Source organism: Deinococcus hopiensis KR-140 (assembly GCF_900176165.1).
Lineage (GTDB): Bacteria > Deinococcota > Deinococci > Deinococcales > Deinococcaceae > Deinococcus > Deinococcus hopiensis.
Genome location: NZ_FWWU01000009.1, coordinates 2,782,719 through 2,799,245, shown reverse-complemented (window position 1 = coordinate 2,799,245; position 16,527 = coordinate 2,782,719). Strand labels below are relative to the sequence as shown.

Sequence of the window (16,527 nt, the reverse complement as noted above, 5' to 3'; positions counted from 1 at the left end):
TTCCCCGCCGTGCCGTACCCTCAGCGCATGTGGGCGCAACGTGACCTCCGCCTCCGGCCCTTCTCGCGCGGCTTTCACCTCATCACGCGTGAGGTGCAGGGGGCCCTGCCCGAACTCGCCCGCGTGCGGGTGGGTGTGCTGCACGTTTTCATCACGCACACCTCGGCCAGCCTCGCCCTGAACGAGAACGCCTCTGGCGACGTGCGGCGCGACTTCGAGCGGTACTTCAATCACCTCGTGCCAGACGGGTGGCCCGCGTTCGAGCACACCCTGGAGGGTCCCGACGATATGCCCGCGCACATCAAGGCGGCCCTGCTCGGCCCCGCGCTGACGCTGCCCGTGCAGGGCGGGCGGCTGGCGCTGGGGACCTGGCAGGGCATCTATCTGTGCGAGCACCGGGACGGGGGTGGGTCCCGCCGCCTGGTGCTGACCCTGCAGGGCGAGGAGGGGTAGGCCGACATCACCCAGCGACTTACCGTTCCGGCGTCAGCGTCAGCGTGCTCGCCTTGCCCCAGTCCTGCGCCGCCGTACTCATGGGGATGTACCCCCCCGCCACCCAGAGTTTTTGCTGATCGGTGACGTGGTTCCCAAAAGGGCTGCCGCTCTGGCCCAGACTGCCTACGTACACGCTGCGGTTCATGTCCGAGAGGTCCACGATCTGGCGGTAGCTCGGGCCGTGCGTCTGCCGCAGGGTACCGGGCTCCGGCCGGGCAACGTTCACGGTATTGGTGCCGCCGTTGGTGGGGGCCGAGTGGTTGAACAGCCACGCCAGCGCCTTCACGCCGCCGAAGGCGCGGTGGTTGGACGCCACCGTATGCACCTTGCCGTAGGTCCAACCCGAAACGTCGGAGCCGAGGCGAGCGCCGAGGGTGTCGGCGGCGCGTTTGAGGGAGGCGGTGAGCAGGTCCGCGCAATTCTCCCCAGTGGCGGCCTCGTTGCGGCACAGTTCGCCGTCTGCCCGGAGCATGTTCCGCACGGCGAGGCTGTTGATCCGGGTGCCCTCGCCCAGTTCGTCGCCCGCCATCCCCTGCAACTCGGAAAGCCACGCCTCGAAGATGGCGGGTTCCGCGCGGTCGGCCCGCTCGTTGCCGTCCCAGGTCTTCAGGCGCTGCAGCATCTGGCGGCTGGGGTCCCCGTCAGGCCGCGTGGCGAGGAGCAGCGGTTTCAGGTCCCGCCACACCAGACTGACCGTGTCGAGCTGCACCCGCTTCACGTCTTCCACGGTCAGGCCCGTGGGTTGAGCGGTCAGGAGCTGCGTGATGCGCTCGGCGCGGTACGGCTCGGCCCAGTTGCGGTCGTTTGCCAGCGTAAAGGGGAAACTGCCGGGCACCACCTTGTTGTTGGCCGTGACCACCAGGCCGTCTGCCGGATTGTAGGTGTGCGGCAGGCGGGCGAAGGGAACCGTGCCCGTCCATTCGTGCCGTCCGTCGCCAGGAACGGGGAGGCTCCCGTCCCAGCCTTTGCGCGTGGGTATCCGGCCCGGCGCATAGTAGCCCGTATTGCCGTCCACGTCCGCATACACGAAGTTCTGGCTGGGGGCCACGTAGCGCGACAGGGCCCGGGTGAAGTCCGCCCAGTTCTGCGCGTAGTTCAGGCCTAAAAAGGCGTCCAGGGTGGTATCGCGGGGCTGCAGGGCTGTCCATTTCAGCGCCACCCGCGGCCCCACGTCGCCCGCCCCCACGTCTGAGATGACCGGACCGTGGGCACTCTCGCGGACGGTGAGGCGCTCGTCCGCACTGCCCTTGACTTTGATGACCTCGGTGCGGGTGGTGAATCTGGCGTCGTCCGGCTCCACATACAGGTCCTGTACGTCGGGATTCACGTTCGTCACGCCCCAGGCCACGCGCTCGTTGCGCCCGATAACGATGCCGGGGAGGCCCGGAATGCTCGCGCCGATGGCCTTCAGTGTCGGTCCCTGTACATCCGCCAGATACCACAGCATGGGGCTGGTGAGCGCCAGGTGCGGATCGTCGGCCAGGATGGGTTTGCCGCTCGCCGTGTGCGTTCCGCCGATCACCCAGTCGTTGCTGCCCTTGCCGGGAACGGGTTGCATGCCCAGGGCGCGGGCGGCGTCCAGATGGGCCTGAAAGGCGCGGAGGGTGGCGGGCGGTAGGGAAACAGCGGCTGGACGGCTGGCCTGCACCCGCGGCCCCGTCCGCTTCAGTTCGTCGGCGCTGAGGACGGTGGGGGCGTCCTCCGGGTAGGGCGGCATCACCTCGTTCAGCCCACGCTCGCCCAGACGCCCCACCACACGGCTGCCCAGCACTTCCTCTTCCCAGTTGCCGCCCAGGTCAAAGGCCATCAGCTTGCTCCAGGCAATGGAGTCCACGTCGGTCCAGGGTTCGGGGGTGTAGCCCAGGATGCGGAACTCGGGGGCCGCCTTTCCAGACGCGAAGCCCGCGTTCACGCCCGCCGTGTAGGCCCGCACCATCAGGCGCGAACGTTCCGACAGGGCGGGCAGGGCCGACTGGGCCGCGCGGTAAAAGCCCCAGGTCCGCAGAAAGCGGTCTTGCGGGAGTGCAGGCTTGCCCAGCACCTCCGAGAGCCGCCCCTGCGACACCCGGCGCTGAAAGTCCATCTGCCACGCGCGGTCCTGCGCGTGGACGAAACCGAGGGCAAACATCGCGTCCTCGTCGGACGCCTGGGCACGGATATGGGGCACGCCCCAGGCGTCGCGCGTAACGGTCACCGGGCCGGAGAGTCCTTGCAGGCGAATGGTGCCGGACGTGGTAGGGGTGGAGGTGACTTTGAGCCACAGCACCAGGGCGAGGGCAGCGGCCAGCAGGAGCAGCAGCAGCCAGAGCAGGCCGCGTCCCAGGCGAGCGAGGAGTCTCATTTTTGCCTCCTTCTTGAACTGGGTTCAGGATACGGCGGCGGGTGTGGGGGAGGATAGGGTGGGGGACCCGACTCCAGCTTTCCCCAGTCCCCTCGGCGAGTAGCCCTACGCGTTCCTCAACCGGGACCACGTCTCCGCCGCGCGGAGCGGCCGCTCTGTTTAAGGCCTGTGCCGGCGGTTGTTGACCTCCTCCCCCGGAGAGACCCGTGGAGCTGGCGCAGCAGAGAGGGCCCCGGGCAGGGGGGAGTGACAGCTGCAGCCCGAAGAGAGGGGTTGACCGGGAGCGCCCCACCCCCCAGCACTGCTCCCGCCACCGTGCACGCCCTCTCCAGCAGCAGCACAGGCGCACGCAAGGGCTCGGCCACCAGGTGGGCCGCGCGGTACTGGGAGGGCACGGCGAGCACGGTGGCGATGACGGCCATGCCGAGCATCACGCTCCATGGCGTCGCGGTGCTGGGTAGGTGCAGCGTGCTCCGCGCGGCGGAGAGGGCCGCGAACGACACCCCCTGGGCCGCGGTCCCCCGCACCTGGAATGCCGATCACCAGCCCCAATCCCAGGGTGGCGAGGGCCAGCGCTCCCAACCGGGCGGCGTCGGGCCGGTGCCCGGTCAGCCAGACGGACAGGACCACGAAGGCAGGCACGAGGTACAGCAGCAGTCCCGCCGTGACGCGCGTCAGGGCCCCGAAATAGCAGAAGGTGACGAGGGTGTAGATCGGCCCAGCGCCCAGCAGGGTCGCCCTCCCCCACCACCAACCCGGAGCGCCACGCGAGGACCGGGGAGGAATCCAGCCCCACCTGACCCGCCAGCCTGCCCAGGATGCCCGGGGTACTGAAGCACCGGGCGGCGAGCAGTGCCCAGTCCCGCCTGGTGGGGTGGCGCTGGTGGGCGGGGCGGTCATTCCCGAGGATCAAGGCACAGGCGCGAGAATGAGTTTGGCACGCGCCACACCCCGGCCTGTGAGGCGGGTGAGGTAGGGTCTGGGCCTGTGAGTGCCCCCCCTGCCCCTTCTCCCCCGGCGCCCTGGCAGGTGGCGGTGGCGCTGCCCATTCCAGCGTTGGATTTTGCCGCGCCACACGGTTACGGCGGGGCAGTTCCGGTGGGCTGCCGGGTGCTGGTGCCGTGGCGAGGCGAACTCGCCGTGGGGCTGGTGGTGGGGGAGGGCGACCCTGCCCGGGCCCACCGCCTGCGCGAGGCTGTCCACGTTCTCGACGGGGAGGAAGGCCCCTGGGTCCCGCCCGCCACTGTGGCCGCCGTGACTGCCTGGGCGGGGGATGCCCACCTGCCCGCCGGTCTGGTCTGGTGTGACCTGATCGGCGTGGGCTGGGAGGCGAGGGTGCGCCACCGGGTCCGGGCGGTGGCCGACGCGGATCTCAGCGCCTTTGGCCGCCATGTCCCCCCCCCCGAGTGGACGGACGCGGGCGGGTTTCCCTCCAAGCTTCTCGATGCCGTCCGCGAACAGGGGCTGCTGGAAGAGGACTTCGCCCCGCTCCCCCGACTGCGCCAGGTGGTCCGCGCCCGAACGCTGGACCGGGTGCCCGTCTCGGCGCGGACCAAGACCGTCCTGCGTGCCGTTCCCGCACCGCCCGAGGGCCTGACGGCCAAGGGACACGCCGCCTGGGCCTGGCTGCGCGAGCACGGCCCCGCCGAGACCCTGAGCGCCTGGGCACGCGGCGCGGAGGTGGGAAGCGGCGTGGTGGCGAATGTCCTCAAGGCTGGAGGGGCCCGGCACGTCGCCGAGGAAGCGCCGACTCCGGAAGCCTGGGCGTGGCTGCGCGAGCACGGCCCCGCCGAGACCCTGAGCGCCTGGGCGAGCGGCGCGTCGGCGGGTGGAGTGCTGCTCTCGCCCACCGCCGCCTCCACCCTCGCCGCGCGGGGCTGGGCCGACATCACGCAGGAGGCGGCCCCGCCCCCCCCTCTGCCCGAGCCCGGAGTTCCCTGGACCACCCTGGACCCGGACCGCCTGCCCGAGGGCCCGGCGTGGCGGCTTCACGGTGGGCGGCCGACCTCACGCTTCCAGACGCTCGCTCCGCGCATCGCCCGGCTGCTGGGGCAGGGGAGGGGGGTGCTGGTCCTCGCCCCTGACCACGCCACACTGCACCGCGCCTGGGAAGGCCTGTCCGGATTGGCCGCGCCCGCTGGCACCCGCGCCGTGCCCTTCAGCGGCCAGCTGAACGACGTGGGGCGCGAACACGCCTGGCACCTGATCCGCTCGGGGGCGGCGCGGCTGGTGATCGGCAGTTACCTCGCCCTCAGTGCGCCCCTCGAAGCCCCGGCGCTGATTGTGGTGCTGGAGGAGGGCAGCGACGCCCACAAGCTCCAGGCCGGCTCGCACGCCTTCGTGCCTGACGTGGCTGCGCGGGTGGCCGCCGCCCAGGACGCTGCATTGGCCCTGGTGGGGAGTACCCCCGCTGCTGAGAGCGTGCCCCTGCCCGGCGCGGTGCTGCCCCCGCCACGGGCCCGCGTGCATGTGGTGGATTACGCCAATCCACCCGAGCAACCCGAACTCGGCCCGCTGTCGGGCGTTCACCTCACGCCGGGTGACCTGGGCTACCCGCTCAGCCATGACCTCGCGCAGCTGCTGCGCCAGGTTCAGGAGCGCGGACGGCAGGCGGTCCTGCTCGCGCCCCGGCGTGGGTACTCGGCACTCTTGCGGTGCCCCTCGTGCGAATATACCCCCGGCTGCCGCAACTGTGACGTGCCGCTCCGCTTTCACCGGGACACCCGGCGGCTGACCTGCCATCAGTGCGGCTACCACGAATCCATGCCCGACCGCTGCGCCCGCTGCGGCGAGCAGATGTGGAAAGCGCGCGGCCCCGGCACCGAATGGATCGCGGAAACGGTGGCGACCCTCGCGCCGGGCCTGCCCGTCTACCGCTATGACCGCGACCGCCAAGACGACCTTGCGGCCCTTTACGCAGGTGAGAGCGGCGTGGTGGTGGGCACACAGCTGCTCCTCTCGCAGGAGGCTCCGCCCAACCTCGCCCTCATCGGCGTGACGCTGGCCGATACCTGGCTGAACGTCTCAGACTTTCGCGCCTCGGAGCGCTACCACCGCCTGCTGCGCTCGCTGGCCGAGTGGCACCCCACCCGCGCGCCGCTGCTCGTGGTGCAGACCTTCCAGGCCGAGCATCCAGCACTCAAGGTCCTCGTGGAGGGCCGCGACGCCCTGGCCTACCCCGCCGCTGAGGAACGCGCCCGCGCCGCGTTGGGCTACCCGCCGCACGCCCGGCTGGCGCAGGTCGAGATTGCCGCCCGTGACCCGGAGCGGGCCAAGATCGCCGCCCAGGAAGTTTTCGACGCCCTGCACGGGGCCGGGGCCACCGCCTCGGAGGTGCTCGGCCCTGCGCCCGCGCCCGTCGCCCGGCTGCGCGGCGTGTACCCGTACCACCTCTTTCTGCGCGCCCGCGACGACGTGCGGCTCGCTCAACTGCTCGCCACGCTGGACCGCAGCTGGAAGGCCCGGGTGCGGGTGGACGTGAACCCGCGCGGAGGGCTGTAAGGATAGCGGTGAGGCGACAGGCGTGAGGAACGGCCTTTTCTGCCCGTGTTGACCGGAGAGCGTCTCCATCAGGTGGAGCGCGTAGGCACAAGCGTTCGGGGAGGTCTGGACCTGCGGCGCCGCCCCTTGCGCTCGCCCCGCCTGCGCGCGTCAAACGGCAGCGGAAGCGGGCGCCCGCGCCAGGTCTTCTCCAGCGAGGATCTCCGCGCAAGGGGCGGCGCCCAATTCCTCGCCCTGATGCCGCATAGGGCCAGCGCGCCGAGGTACAGGTCTGCGGTGTGGAGGAAACCGTGCCCCTCCGCCGCGGCCACGTCCGCGTGGCGCCAGACGGGCCGGTCCTGCCCGCCGCGAGAGACCAGGCAGGTGGACTCGCCGCTTCTGGGTGCCCAGTACGGCCAGAGCGGTGGCCCGGCCAGAGGGAGGCCACCCCCCCGTTCGGCGACGCACCGCAGTCAAACGCCGCTTGGTGTCTGATGCGTTTGCGGATCATCCGTTTCGTCCGCTCCGGTCATTCCACGCCTCTGCGTCGCCGCTTTTCCTGCTCGCTCTGCTCGGGTTGGCCCGTGATTTCATCACGGATGAACCGCAACCCTGATGAAAGGCAACCAGTCAGCCGTCTTTTCGTTCGGTCGCCCACTGGGTTCCGGTCACGCCTGGGAAAAGTACAGGAAGTCGCTGCCCTTGCGTTTCACGTCTGCACTGTAAAGCCCGCTGCTGTCCGGAAAGGCAAAATACTGGGCGTCGTGGCCTCCTTCTCCATCCGTCCTGCCCGGCGCCCGGACCTGCCCGCCCTCCTCGCCCTGTACGGCCAACTCAGCGCCAGAAATTCGGCTGACCTCCAGCCTGCCCACCTTCAAGCGTGGGAAGCCGTGGAGGCCCAGCCGGGGCTGCAAGTCCTGGTGGCAGAGATGGAAGGCCAGATCGTCGGGACCGTGACGCTGGCCCTGATCCCCAACCTCACGCGCGGCGCACGGCCCTACGGGGTCGTGGAGAACGTGGTCACCCACGCGGCCTACCGGGAACAGGGCATCGGCCGGGCGCTGCTGGCGGAAGCCGAGCGGCTGGCCCGTGCGGTGAAGGCCTACAAGGTGATGTTGCAGAGCGGCGCGTCCCTTCCAGAAGCGCACGCCTTCTATCGCCGCTGCGGTTACGCGGGCGAGACGAAACGGGCTTTCGAGAAACGCTGGCCCTGAGCCCGTCCGCCTAATTCCTTCCTTACGCTTTTCCGCGCGCCCCGGTTCCTCTGGGCTAGACTGCCCCCCATGATCCGTCTCGCCGTACTCGCGGACCTGCACGCCAACTTGGAGGCGACGCTGGCCGCACACGCGGACGTACAGCGCAGGGGCATTACCGAACTGTGGGTGCTGGGCGACCTCGTGGGCAAGGGGCCGCGTCCGCGCGAGGTGCTGGAGTGGACCGAGGCGAACGCCACCCGCGTCATTCAGGGCAACTGGGACGCCCGGGTGGCCGGGGCCACCAACCGCCCGCAGGACCTGTGGCCGCGCTCCAAGCTCTCGCCCGAGCAGCTCTCGTACCTCGCTGCCCTGCCCTACGGGATCGAGGAGCAGTTTGGAGGCGCGTGGTGGCGGTTTGTCCACGCGAGCTCCAAGGGCCTCTTTCACCGCCTGTACCCGCATTCCAGCCTGGCCGAGCAGCTCGACGCCTACGCCCCCAACCCGCAGTTCGCCCTGCGGCAGCACGCCGACGCCCTCGTGTACGCCGATGTCCACGAGACGCTGATGCTCGATGTGGAGGGCCGCCCCCTGATCAACTGCGGCTCGGTGGGCAACCCCCTCGACAGCACACTGCCCAGTTACCTGATTCTGGAATTTGATCCGCACGGTCCGGCGCACAGCGCCACCTTCGTCCGGCTGACCTACAACCGCGACGCGGAGATCGCGGCCGCCGAGGCCAGCGGGATGCCCTTTACCCGCGAGTACATCGCCGAATTGTTGACGGGCGCGTACCAGAAACGCCGGGCGCGGACGGGCGAGTAGGCGGCTCCACGCCGAGGATGCGCCTGGAGCCGTTCACTGGCCGTTCCCGTTAGTTCTCTGCGCCGCCCGCTGCGCCGCCGGCCGCGACGCCGCTGACCAGCGCCTCGCGGATGCCCTGCGCGATGCCCAGCGCCACCCGGTCGAGGTAGTTGTCGTCCTTGAGGTTCAGGCCGTCGACCGGGTGGCTGGTGTAGCCGATCTCCACCAGGGCCGCCGGAATGCGGCTGTTGCGCAGCACGGCGAGCGAGCGGTTGCTGCGCAGGCCGCGGTCGTACGCGCCCGTCGCGCCCACCACGTTCTTCTCGATGATGCCGGCCAGGGTGCTGGACAGGGGGTGGTTGGGGTTCCACCACGTCTCCACGCCGTAACCGCGCAGGGCGTTGACAGGCTCCATCGAGTTCACGTGAATGCTCAGAAATAGCTGTGTGCCCGGCGTGCCCATCTGCGCCCGCATCACGAGGTCCGTGTTCTTCACCGGGTTCAGCTCGCGGTCCGTGTCGCGGGTGAGCACCGCGTCCACCCCCGCGGCGCGCAGCAGATCACGCACCCGCAGGGCCACGGCCAGCGTCACCTGCTTCTCGGAGATTGAGCCCTGGGCACCCGGATCGCGGCCCCCGTGCCCCGGATCGATGACCACCCGGGGCTGGCTCAGCGTGGCGCTCAGGGCGAGCAGCGCCGTACCCCCCAGCGAACGCATGGGGGGCACCGCGGCCACCACCTTCTCGCGTGGATTCAGCGGCGTCAGGTTTGCCAGGGCGGGCGAGAGGTCGATGGCGAGGCGCGAGCGGTCGCTGCCCGGAGTGGGGGGCACCAGTTGTGCACGCCACCCGCTGCGCTCGGTGAGGGGCCCGGCCGCGTTGAGCGTCACGTTGACCCCGTCCGTCACGGGGTCGTAGCGCCAGGACCGCACCTCGGGGCTCACATTTTGCGCGGAGAGCGGCGCGGCGCTCACGCCGGTCAGCTCGATGCGCAGGCCGAGTCCGGCCGGCACCAGGCGGTAGCCCGTGCCGGGCGGCAGGTCCAGCACCACCCGGGTCATGCCCGGATTCTTGCCGAGGCGCGGAGGCACCAGGCTGGCTCCAGGTTGTGGGTTCCCCGGCGCTCGCCCCGACAGGGCGCTGGGTTTTTCGGGATCGTGGCCCGGCAGCGCTGGGGCCGGGGCGGGGAGGGCGCTCCGGGGTACGGGGGCCACCGTGTCACCGGGAGGCAACTGCTGGGCCAGCGCCGTGCCGATGGGCGCACTCAGGGCCTGACGCTCGTCGGGCGTCGGCGGCAGGGCTGTGGGACGCACCAGTCCCCGCAGCGCCGCACTCGCGCCGCCCGCCAGCGTCGGGCCGAATTCCAGGATCAGCACCCGCGCCCCCGAGGCCACCGTCGCCTCACTGGCCCGCCAGCCCTCGGTCAGGCCCAGCGGAAAGGGCGTGACCAGCGTGACCTGCCCGCCGCCCGCACGGTACTCGGTCACGCTCGGCCCCAGCGTGTTGCGGACGGTGGGCACCACCCGCGCCCCCTTCACATCCAGCCGCAGGCCCCCGAAGGTGGGCGTGAGGGTGTAGGTCACGCCGGGCGTCAGGTCAAAGACCACCCGCGTCTGGCTGCCGTCACTGCTGGCGCGGGGCGCAGCGAACACACCGCCCACCGGGGTAGAGGCCCCCGCCGAGACGGTGCCTGTCTGGGAGGTGGGAGCGGCGGCTCCGGGCACCGTGACGGCCGCCGTTCCCGCACGCACGCTGGGGAACACCTGCGGCGGGGCGCCGCGTTGAAAGGGGTCCGCCTGCGCCGATGCCCAGGTTCCCGGCAGGGCGCAGAGGAGGCCATACGACACCAGAGATGAGAGCAACATGACCTGCGGCTTCATGGGCCTCTATATTGACCCGCCGGGCGGTGAGAAATGGTCATCCGCACTCACTTGACTGTCGGATCACGTTCTTCCCGTCCTGTTGGGGGTTTCTCCGCTCCGCTTTCTCTGTGCCAGAGGCCGGGAACTCGACCGTAACGCCCCTTCTGTGAGAGCAAGGGCCAAGGCGTCAAGTGCCCTGCTGCCGCCCGTTCCCGCCGTACACCAGCCGCCGCGTGAGCCATTCCATCGGTCCCGTGCCGAAGCGCTCCAGAAGCCAGGCGCTGACCGGAAGCTGCGAGAAGCCCACGAGCAGGGCAAGCAGCACCGAATATGCTGCGCCCCAGCGCCCGAAATACGCGCCGCCATACGGGTAGAAGAAGGTGGTCATCAGCAGGCTCTGGGCCAGGTAGTTGCTCATGGCGAGGCGTCCACTCGCCGCGAAGGCCCGCAGCGGTCCCAGCCTTCCCCGCGCGGCGAGCAGCCCCAGCACACCGACATAGCCCAGCGCGGTGGCCAGCCCGCCCCCCATGCGCACGGGAATGGCGAGGAGCCCAGCGGGGAGCGTTCCGCGCGTGTTGAGCCAGGCGAGCAGCAGGCCCAGGGGCAGGCCGAGCCCCAGGCCCCATACGGCGAGGCGGCGCAGCAGCGGCCGGTGTGCCTGCGGGCGGGTGAGCAGCCCCGTTCTGTGGGCGGCAGCCCCCAGGCAAAACAGCGCGATCAGCCAGGGCCCGTTGTAGACCGCGCTGACAATCAAGCCGTTCGTGAATTCGGCGGCGCGGGGGTGCAGCGCGTCCGCGTAGGTCATGCCTGGGGTCAGGTCCGGGAGCCCGTCGAACCGCCCGCGCGGACTGCCCAGCCGCGCGAAGCCCTGTTGCAGCGTGGTCAGCAGCCACCAGCCGCCCAGCCCGGACGCCAGCAGCACGAGGGCCCCCGCTTCCAGCCGGCCCGTCAGCAGCAGCGCTGCGGCCAGCACCGCGTACAGCGAGATGATGTCGCCGTGCCACACGAAGACGTAGTGCAGCGTGCCGATCAGGAGCAAGACCGCCAGGCGGCGCAGCAGTCGCCCCGGGCCGTGCCTCGCGAGCAGTCCCGCCGCTCCCCAGCCGAACAGCATGGCGAACAGACTGATCGAGCGTCCGTTGAACACCACGTCGGTCAGGACCTGCGCCGCACGGTCCACGCCCACCTGCGTCCACTCGCGGAAGCCCCCGAAGTCCTGCACGTTCACGACGAGGATGCCCAGCAGCGCCAGGCCCCGCAAGACGTCCGGCAGCAGGGCGCGTTCCCCAAACCGCACCGGACGCGATGGACCGGTTTCGGAGGTGGGCGAGACCTCGGGCAGCGACATACTTTCAGGCTAGCGCGAGAAGCTGGCCTGGGCCGCCGGACTCAGTCTGCCGCGCTGGCGTGCAGCACGTCCGCGCCCTCAAGGTCCAGATGGTGGGCGGAGGTGGCATGCAGGCCGGCGAAGCGCAGGTGCCTCTGGCAGATAAACCACAGCTCGTCGCGGTCGTTGGGCAAGATGAAGTAGGCGTCCGACGTTTCCGACGGATTGAACACGCCCACCACGCGGTAGAGGCGGCCCGGCGTAAAGCCGCTTTCCAGGGGGCGGGGCAGCGGGGCGCGCGGACCCTCAAGCTGCTCAATGCGCACAAACATTTCGGGGTGAAAGGCAAGCGACATGCCCCACTGTGCCGGGTGCGGCCCATGCGAGAGGGCAGCTTTTCACACAGCCTGAAGCTCTTTTGACCCTTGGGCCAACGCTGACTCAAAGTTGGGTGAAATGGCCCTGAGCGGGAGCCGCCCTCAGGCGTGCGAGGCCGTTTCCGCGCTGGCGCCCACGGGCGCCTCGGGAACTTCCGGGAGCGTGTACGAGTGGGCGAGCTGCGGCATCTCCAGCGACTCGTGCCCCCGGTTGACGATCCTCCCGCCCGCATAGGCCGCCACGCTGGTCAGCGTGAGTTCCCAGTTGCGGCGCTGGGCGGCGTGAACGCCAAAGATGTAGGCCAAGCGGTCAAATTGCGAGTTGGTCCGCAGCAGCGACTCAATCTGGAGGACCATTCGCCCCGCCTCCTCGCCCGGGTAGACGCGGAAGTCCGAGGTCCCGGCATCCGGGTGCAGGCGCAGCGTCCGCACCCGGAAGCCCAGGGGGTCCGCGTGTTCCACCACCACGCGGCCCCGGCGCACCCCCAGCATCAGGATGCGGAGCCGGTCCCCGCGGTTCACGGGCGGCACCGGATGGTCCAGGCCCCGGAACCACGCCAGCCACTTCGGCGCGTGGTCGGGCAGGTGGTTGCGCCAGTGCTCAGCCACGTCCTCCGGCGTGTGGGCGGCCCCCTCCACCTCTACCCAGTAGCGGCGGCGGGTGATGGGACCCACGCCGTCTTCGGGACCAGAGGGCTGCAGGGGATCGGCCGGTCCTTTGAGGACGTAGGCGGCGAGCGCGGCGGCGGGCAGCGCGAGCCACCGCAGGCGGGACGAAGAGCGGGACATGCCCGGCAGGCTACCGGGCGGCGGCGTGTGCGTGGCTTGGAGCGGATTGAGCAAGACGAAAGGAATACCCTGGGGCAATGACGCCGGACCTCCTGCCCCGAATCGCCGCTGTGGAGGCCGAGGCCCACGCCGCATATGCCGCCTGGGGCGAGGCCGCCCACTTCGGACCCCTGGTGGCCGTCCACGCGGGGCTGGACCTGCCCGTTAATACGGGATGGCACAGCGGGAAAGGCCCGCTCAGCGAGGCAGACCTGAGCGCATTCGAAGCGTTTTGCCGCGCCCATGGTCAGCCCACCGTTTTGCACGTGCTGTCGCACACCGCGCCGACGCTGCTGTCCCGGCTCGGCCCACGTGGCTACGCCCTGACCACCGCCCTGCACCTGTACACCCGCCCCCTGACCCCTCTGCCGCCCCCACCTGCCCTGCCGGTGCGTGAGGCGGCGGACGCGCCAGCCTGGGCCGATCTGGCGTCCCGCGCTTTTGGTCCCGGAAGCGAGGCAATCATGCGGCTGAACGCCCATCTGCCGGGTGTCCATCTTCTGACCGCCGAGGTGGACGGAACGCCCGCTGGGGTGGCGGCCCTGCGGGCCCAGCAGGGCGTCGCCGCCCTCTACAGCACGGCCACCCTGCCCACAGCCCGGGGCTGTGGGGCGCAAACCGCTCTCCTGGCGGCCCGGTTGCACCTCGCCGCCCGGCTGGGGGCGGACATGGCAAGCGTGTTCGTGACGCCTGGCACGGGCAGCGAGCGCAACGTCTGCCGGGCAGGCTTCGGGCTTGCTGGAATGCGGCTGACGTTTACCCGGGAGTGAGGGGCAACCGGGCCAGCACATCCTGCACAACAGGCTTCAGCCTCGCGGCCTGTGCCGCCCGCACTTCCTCGCCCACCTGTACGCGGGTCTGCGAATAAGCGCGTCGCCTTCCGCGGGAACGCGTGCAGGTGGTGGTGCCGCACATCCTGATTTCCGGTGGGTTCGTTGCGCTGCTCGGTGCTGGTGCCGTGGCACCCGCTCACCGCCTTTAGGGACAGGGCCACCCGTCGGGACAGGGCGTGAAGGCGGGCTCCCAGTTCGTAGAGGTTTTCAAAGTGCGCCACGGGCACGATCAGCATGTGGCCGGGTGAACCGGGCCGGACCGAGAACGGCTCCGCCGCGATCAATGCCATAACCTGATGGCCGCGGTAGACCACGTCCGGCACCCGGCTCCGCACGTGCCCGTTCCTGTCGGCGGGCAGGCAGAAGGGACAGACGCCGCTGGGCGGCGCCGTGCCTCACGCCCGTGACCCGCGCAAAAGAGCCGTCGCACGCGTATTTCACGGCCCTAGGGGCGATGGCAGCGCATGGAGTGGGAAGAAACGCAGTTCCACGCCCTCGGTGCGGTCAGGCTGGAAGACGCCCTCCCAGATGCGGACGAGGTACACCGCGGTGACCTGATAGAATTCGTCGCCATTGGGAAGCTCGCGGTACGTGTCCGGGCCACTGATGATCGTCAGGAGTTCGGGGTCAGCGCCAGCAGGCCCGTTTCCTCCTGCACTTCGCGGCGCAGGGTGTTCTCCAGCGCCTCGCCCAGTTCGGCGATGCCGCCCGGTGTACCTCAGGCTCCCGTGCCGGCTCTCCGTTGCAGCAGGACCTCGCCCGCCGCATTGACCACGAGGGCACACGCGCCCGCGGGATTTACCGGGGCAGGCCCCAGCTTTACGCGCAGGTCACGGACGCAACTCACGTCAACATTTCCAGGGCCTTCTCGCCCAGCCGCGTGAGGGGCGGAAGGTGCTTTGGGGAAAAAGAACCGCGCCTGTGCGGCCTCCACCCCGTCTGCCTCAACCTCGCCGCTTCACTCCAACACGCGGAACAGCGCCGTGTACCGGTAGGACCCGTCGCCGTTTGCCACCCGGCTGGGTCCTGCGGAGCTGAGCATCTCCAGCAACTCGGCCCCGTGCAGCTTCAGGTTGACCTCTTCCTCCATCTCGCGGCGCAGCGGCCAGACCTCGCCCGACGCATTCTGGATCAGCCCCGCTGCCCCCACAAAGTTGCCCGGTCGCGGACCGAGAATGGCGCAGCTCACGCACGCGGTCCTGCGTACTTATGTGAGCAAGGTACACATCTACTATTGGCTGTTGGCCGCTAGCCTATGGCAGCCTGACGCACAGCGTCCCGGACGGCGGCGCAGACGGCCTCCTGCACAAGTGTGCCGATCAGCAGCGGATCAGCTGGTGGAAGGGTACATGCGCTGAGGACGAAGGCGCTGTCGCCATCCCAGAAGGTGTGGCTGGGATGGATAACCCGGCCAAGGGCAGTCTGGGCGGCGTCGGCGAGCCGGCGGGCGTCGTTTTTGGCCAGGGCGCGTTCGGTGACGACGGCGACGAGGGTGGTGCTCTCCACATCACCGGGGGCAAAGGCCACGGACCCCGGTCCCACACCTGGCCCGGCCAGCACCTCGCCGCGCTCATCGAGCACGTCCCCGATGGGATTGACCACCGCCAGCGCACCCACACGGACGCCATGCCGTTCTACAACGACGCTGCCCAGTCCGCCCGGCACCGCGCCCGCGCCGAGATATTTGCCCGCCGTCGCGCCGGTGCCTGCCCCCACCCGTCCGCGCGGCACCGGGTCACGCGAAGCCGCATGGGCGGCGAGTCCTCCTTCCCGCTCGCCGGGCCGGGCCCCCGGATCGCCTACCCCCAGGTCATAGATCACGGCGGCGGGCACGATGGGGACCCGCGCCCAGGGCGTTTCATGCCCCACGCCGCGCTCCTCGAGTACCCGAACGACTCCGGCCGCCGCCGCCAGCCCAAAGGCTGAACCGCCCGTCAGCAGCAGGGCGTGAACGCGCTCGACCTTCTTCTCGGGAGCGAGCAGCACCCCTTCCCGCGTGCCCGGACTCGGCCCCAGAAAGGAGGCCGACGCGACGGCCCCCGCGTCTGGGCACAGGATGACCGTGCAGCCGGTCTGGCCCACAGGGTCTGTCCAGTGGCCCACACGAAAGCCGGGAATGGCGGTGAGGGTGGTGTTGGGGGCGGTCATGGGGGCATTGGACCACAGGGGAAAAAAGCGCTTAACGTTCAGCAAAAATGCCCCGAGTTACATACCCGGAGCCCTGTACTGGTGCTTTGGCCGGCGACTGGAAGCTGGCCGCTGGCCGTTCCTCACGGCGTCTTCAGCGCATACCCGATCCCACGGACCGTGCGAATAATTCCGTACCCGTCGAGATCCCGCAGTTTGGCGCGCATGTTTGCCATATGCACGTCCACCACGTTGGAGTTGCTGGGCAGCTCGCCGTTCCAGACCTCGCGCTCGATTTCCTGACGGGAATAGACCCGGCCAGGCTGGCGGGCCAGGAAGGTCAGCAGATCGAACTCCTTGGGCGAGAGCCGGACCTCGTGGCCGTTGTAGTGGCACAGCCGCTTTTGCGGGTGGATCTCCAGCGCCCCGATGGAGATCACTTCGCCGTGCTGCTGGTGGCGCAGCTGCACCTTGACGCGGGCCACAAGTTCTTCAGGGTGAAAGGGCTTGGTCATGTAGTCGTCCGCGCCCGCTTCCAGCAGGTTGACCTTGCGGTCCACAGCGTCCATGGCGGTCAGGATGATGATAGGCACGCTGCTCGTCTTTCTCAGGCGTCGGGCGATCTCCGCGCCGTCGAAGTCGGGCAGACCGAGGTCGAGAATGACCAGATCAGGGCTGTTCTCGCGGGCGGTGGTGAGGCCGGTCACGCCGTCGGGAGCCGTCAGGACACGGTACCCGGCCTGTTCCAGCTCGTACTGCACCACGCGGGTGATGTCCGGGTTGTCTTCGATAAGGAGTATGCGTTGGTCCATACGGTCTGCCTCTGTCTCCTGGCGTGCGCCTGTTTGCGGCTCATCGTAG

15 protein-coding genes and 1 pseudogene are annotated in these 16,527 nt (G+C 70.0%); 5 read left to right on the top strand and 11 right to left on the bottom strand.

Annotation, left to right across the window (positions count from 1 at the left end):
* Positions 1-27 precede the first annotated feature (27 nt).
* Positions 28-453, top strand: coding sequence for a secondary thiamine-phosphate synthase enzyme YjbQ (locus B9A95_RS27020; protein WP_084051010.1), 426 nt, complete (start codon positions 28-30; stop codon positions 451-453).
* A 19-nt stretch (positions 454-472) separates the two neighbouring features.
* Here B9A95_RS27020 and B9A95_RS27015 read toward each other — a convergent pair whose 3' ends face one another.
* Both B9A95_RS27015 and B9A95_RS32750 read right to left on the bottom strand, forming a co-directional pair.
* Positions 473-2,836 carry a penicillin acylase family protein gene (locus B9A95_RS27015; protein WP_084050157.1) on the bottom strand — a complete coding sequence of 788 codons (2,364 nt, stop codon included), beginning with the start codon at positions 2,834-2,836 and terminating at the stop codon, positions 473-475.
* A 159-nt stretch (positions 2,837-2,995) separates the two neighbouring features.
* Positions 2,996-3,736: a hypothetical protein gene (locus tag B9A95_RS32750; protein ID WP_139807001.1), complete on the bottom strand. Its 741-nt coding sequence runs from the start codon at positions 3,734-3,736 to the stop codon at positions 2,996-2,998.
* 87 nt (positions 3,737-3,823) lie between these two features.
* Here B9A95_RS32750 and priA point away from each other — a divergent pair, with 87 nt between their 5' ends.
* The 3 genes from priA (at position 3,824) to B9A95_RS26995 (ending at position 8,334) form a co-directional block, all read left to right on the top strand.
* Positions 3,824-6,337 carry a replication restart helicase PriA gene (gene priA / locus B9A95_RS27005; protein WP_084050152.1) on the top strand — a complete coding sequence of 838 codons (2,514 nt, stop codon included), beginning with the start codon at positions 3,824-3,826 and terminating at the stop codon, positions 6,335-6,337.
* Positions 6,338-7,080: 743 nt separating this feature from the next.
* Complete coding sequence (locus B9A95_RS34220; RefSeq protein ID WP_084050151.1) at positions 7,081-7,530, top strand: GNAT family N-acetyltransferase; 450 nt, start codon at positions 7,081-7,083, stop codon at positions 7,528-7,530.
* Between the two features lie 69 nt (positions 7,531-7,599).
* Positions 7,600-8,334 (top strand): metallophosphoesterase family protein, encoded by a 735-nt coding sequence (locus tag B9A95_RS26995; protein WP_084050149.1) that lies wholly within the window; start codon positions 7,600-7,602, stop codon positions 8,332-8,334.
* Between the two features lie 49 nt (positions 8,335-8,383).
* Here the strand turns inward: B9A95_RS26995 and B9A95_RS26990 are convergent, their stop codons facing one another.
* From B9A95_RS26990 to B9A95_RS26975, 4 genes are all read right to left on the bottom strand, one after another.
* Positions 8,384-10,177 carry an N-acetylmuramoyl-L-alanine amidase family protein gene (locus tag B9A95_RS26990; RefSeq protein ID WP_245808511.1) on the bottom strand — a complete coding sequence of 598 codons (1,794 nt, stop codon included), beginning with the start codon at positions 10,175-10,177 and terminating at the stop codon, positions 8,384-8,386.
* A 184-nt stretch (positions 10,178-10,361) separates the two neighbouring features.
* Positions 10,362-11,522: a DUF418 domain-containing protein gene (locus B9A95_RS26985; RefSeq protein ID WP_084050145.1), complete on the bottom strand. Its 1,161-nt coding sequence runs from the start codon at positions 11,520-11,522 to the stop codon at positions 10,362-10,364.
* Between the two features lie 41 nt (positions 11,523-11,563).
* Positions 11,564-11,857: a hypothetical protein gene (locus tag B9A95_RS26980; protein ID WP_084050142.1), complete on the bottom strand. Its 294-nt coding sequence runs from the start codon at positions 11,855-11,857 to the stop codon at positions 11,564-11,566.
* Positions 11,858-11,980: 123 nt separating this feature from the next.
* The gene (locus B9A95_RS26975) at positions 11,981-12,667 is read right to left on the bottom strand and encodes a DUF1990 family protein (RefSeq protein ID WP_084051009.1); all 687 of its coding nucleotides are present in this window, start codon (positions 12,665-12,667) and stop codon (positions 11,981-11,983) included.
* 77 nt (positions 12,668-12,744) lie between these two features.
* Between B9A95_RS26975 and B9A95_RS26970 the strand changes: the two genes are divergently transcribed.
* On the top strand, positions 12,745-13,476 hold the full coding sequence (locus B9A95_RS26970; protein WP_084050139.1) for a GNAT family N-acetyltransferase: 732 nt from the start codon (positions 12,745-12,747) through the stop codon (positions 13,474-13,476).
* A 116-nt stretch (positions 13,477-13,592) separates the two neighbouring features.
* Here the strand turns inward: B9A95_RS26970 and B9A95_RS37315 are convergent.
* The 5 genes and pseudogenes from B9A95_RS37315 to B9A95_RS26945 all read right to left on the bottom strand — a co-directional run.
* Positions 13,593-13,829, bottom strand: a pseudogene (locus B9A95_RS37315) (HIT domain-containing protein); the annotation flags it as partial.
* A 323-nt stretch (positions 13,830-14,152) separates the two neighbouring features.
* Entirely contained in the window at positions 14,153-14,221 is a 69-nt protein-coding gene (locus B9A95_RS35820; protein ID WP_245808561.1) for a hypothetical protein, read from the bottom strand.
* A 276-nt stretch (positions 14,222-14,497) separates the two neighbouring features.
* On the bottom strand, positions 14,498-14,728 hold the full coding sequence (locus B9A95_RS34215; protein ID WP_084050134.1) for an NUDIX hydrolase: 231 nt from the start codon (positions 14,726-14,728) through the stop codon (positions 14,498-14,500).
* A gap of 59 nt (positions 14,729-14,787) precedes the next feature.
* On the bottom strand, positions 14,788-15,687 hold the full coding sequence (locus tag B9A95_RS26950) for a P1 family peptidase (protein WP_084051008.1): 900 nt from the start codon (positions 15,685-15,687) through the stop codon (positions 14,788-14,790).
* 122 nt (positions 15,688-15,809) lie between these two features.
* Positions 15,810-16,478 carry a response regulator transcription factor gene (locus tag B9A95_RS26945; RefSeq protein WP_084051007.1) on the bottom strand — a complete coding sequence of 223 codons (669 nt, stop codon included), beginning with the start codon at positions 16,476-16,478 and terminating at the stop codon, positions 15,810-15,812.
* Positions 16,479-16,527: the final 49 nt, after the last annotated feature.

Excerpts from the sequence above, each read along its gene's own strand:
- B9A95_RS27015 (WP_084050157.1), bottom strand. The coding sequence starts at position 2,836 with ATGAGACTCCTCGCTCGCCTGGGACGCGGCCTGCTCTGGCTGCTGCTG.
- B9A95_RS27020 (WP_084051010.1), top strand. The coding sequence starts at position 28 with ATGTGGGCGCAACGTGACCTCCGCCTCCGGCCCTTCTCGCGCGGCTTT.
- B9A95_RS26975 (WP_084051009.1), bottom strand. The coding sequence starts at position 12,667 with ATGTCCCGCTCTTCGTCCCGCCTGCGGTGGCTCGCGCTGCCCGCCGCC.
- B9A95_RS32750 (WP_139807001.1), bottom strand. The coding sequence starts at position 3,736 with ATGACCGCCCCGCCCACCAGCGCCACCCCACCAGGCGGGACTGGGCAC.
- B9A95_RS26985 (WP_084050145.1), bottom strand. The coding sequence starts at position 11,522 with ATGTCGCTGCCCGAGGTCTCGCCCACCTCCGAAACCGGTCCATCGCGT.
- B9A95_RS26995 (WP_084050149.1), top strand. The coding sequence starts at position 7,600 with ATGATCCGTCTCGCCGTACTCGCGGACCTGCACGCCAACTTGGAGGCG.
- B9A95_RS26980 (WP_084050142.1), bottom strand. The coding sequence starts at position 11,857 with ATGTCGCTTGCCTTTCACCCCGAAATGTTTGTGCGCATTGAGCAGCTT.
- B9A95_RS26945 (WP_084051007.1), bottom strand. The coding sequence starts at position 16,478 with ATGGACCAACGCATACTCCTTATCGAAGACAACCCGGACATCACCCGC.
- B9A95_RS26950 (WP_084051008.1), bottom strand. The coding sequence starts at position 15,687 with ATGACCGCCCCCAACACCACCCTCACCGCCATTCCCGGCTTTCGTGTG.
- B9A95_RS26970 (WP_084050139.1), top strand. The coding sequence starts at position 12,745 with ATGACGCCGGACCTCCTGCCCCGAATCGCCGCTGTGGAGGCCGAGGCC.
- B9A95_RS26990 (WP_245808511.1), bottom strand. The coding sequence starts at position 10,177 with ATGTTGCTCTCATCTCTGGTGTCGTATGGCCTCCTCTGCGCCCTGCCG.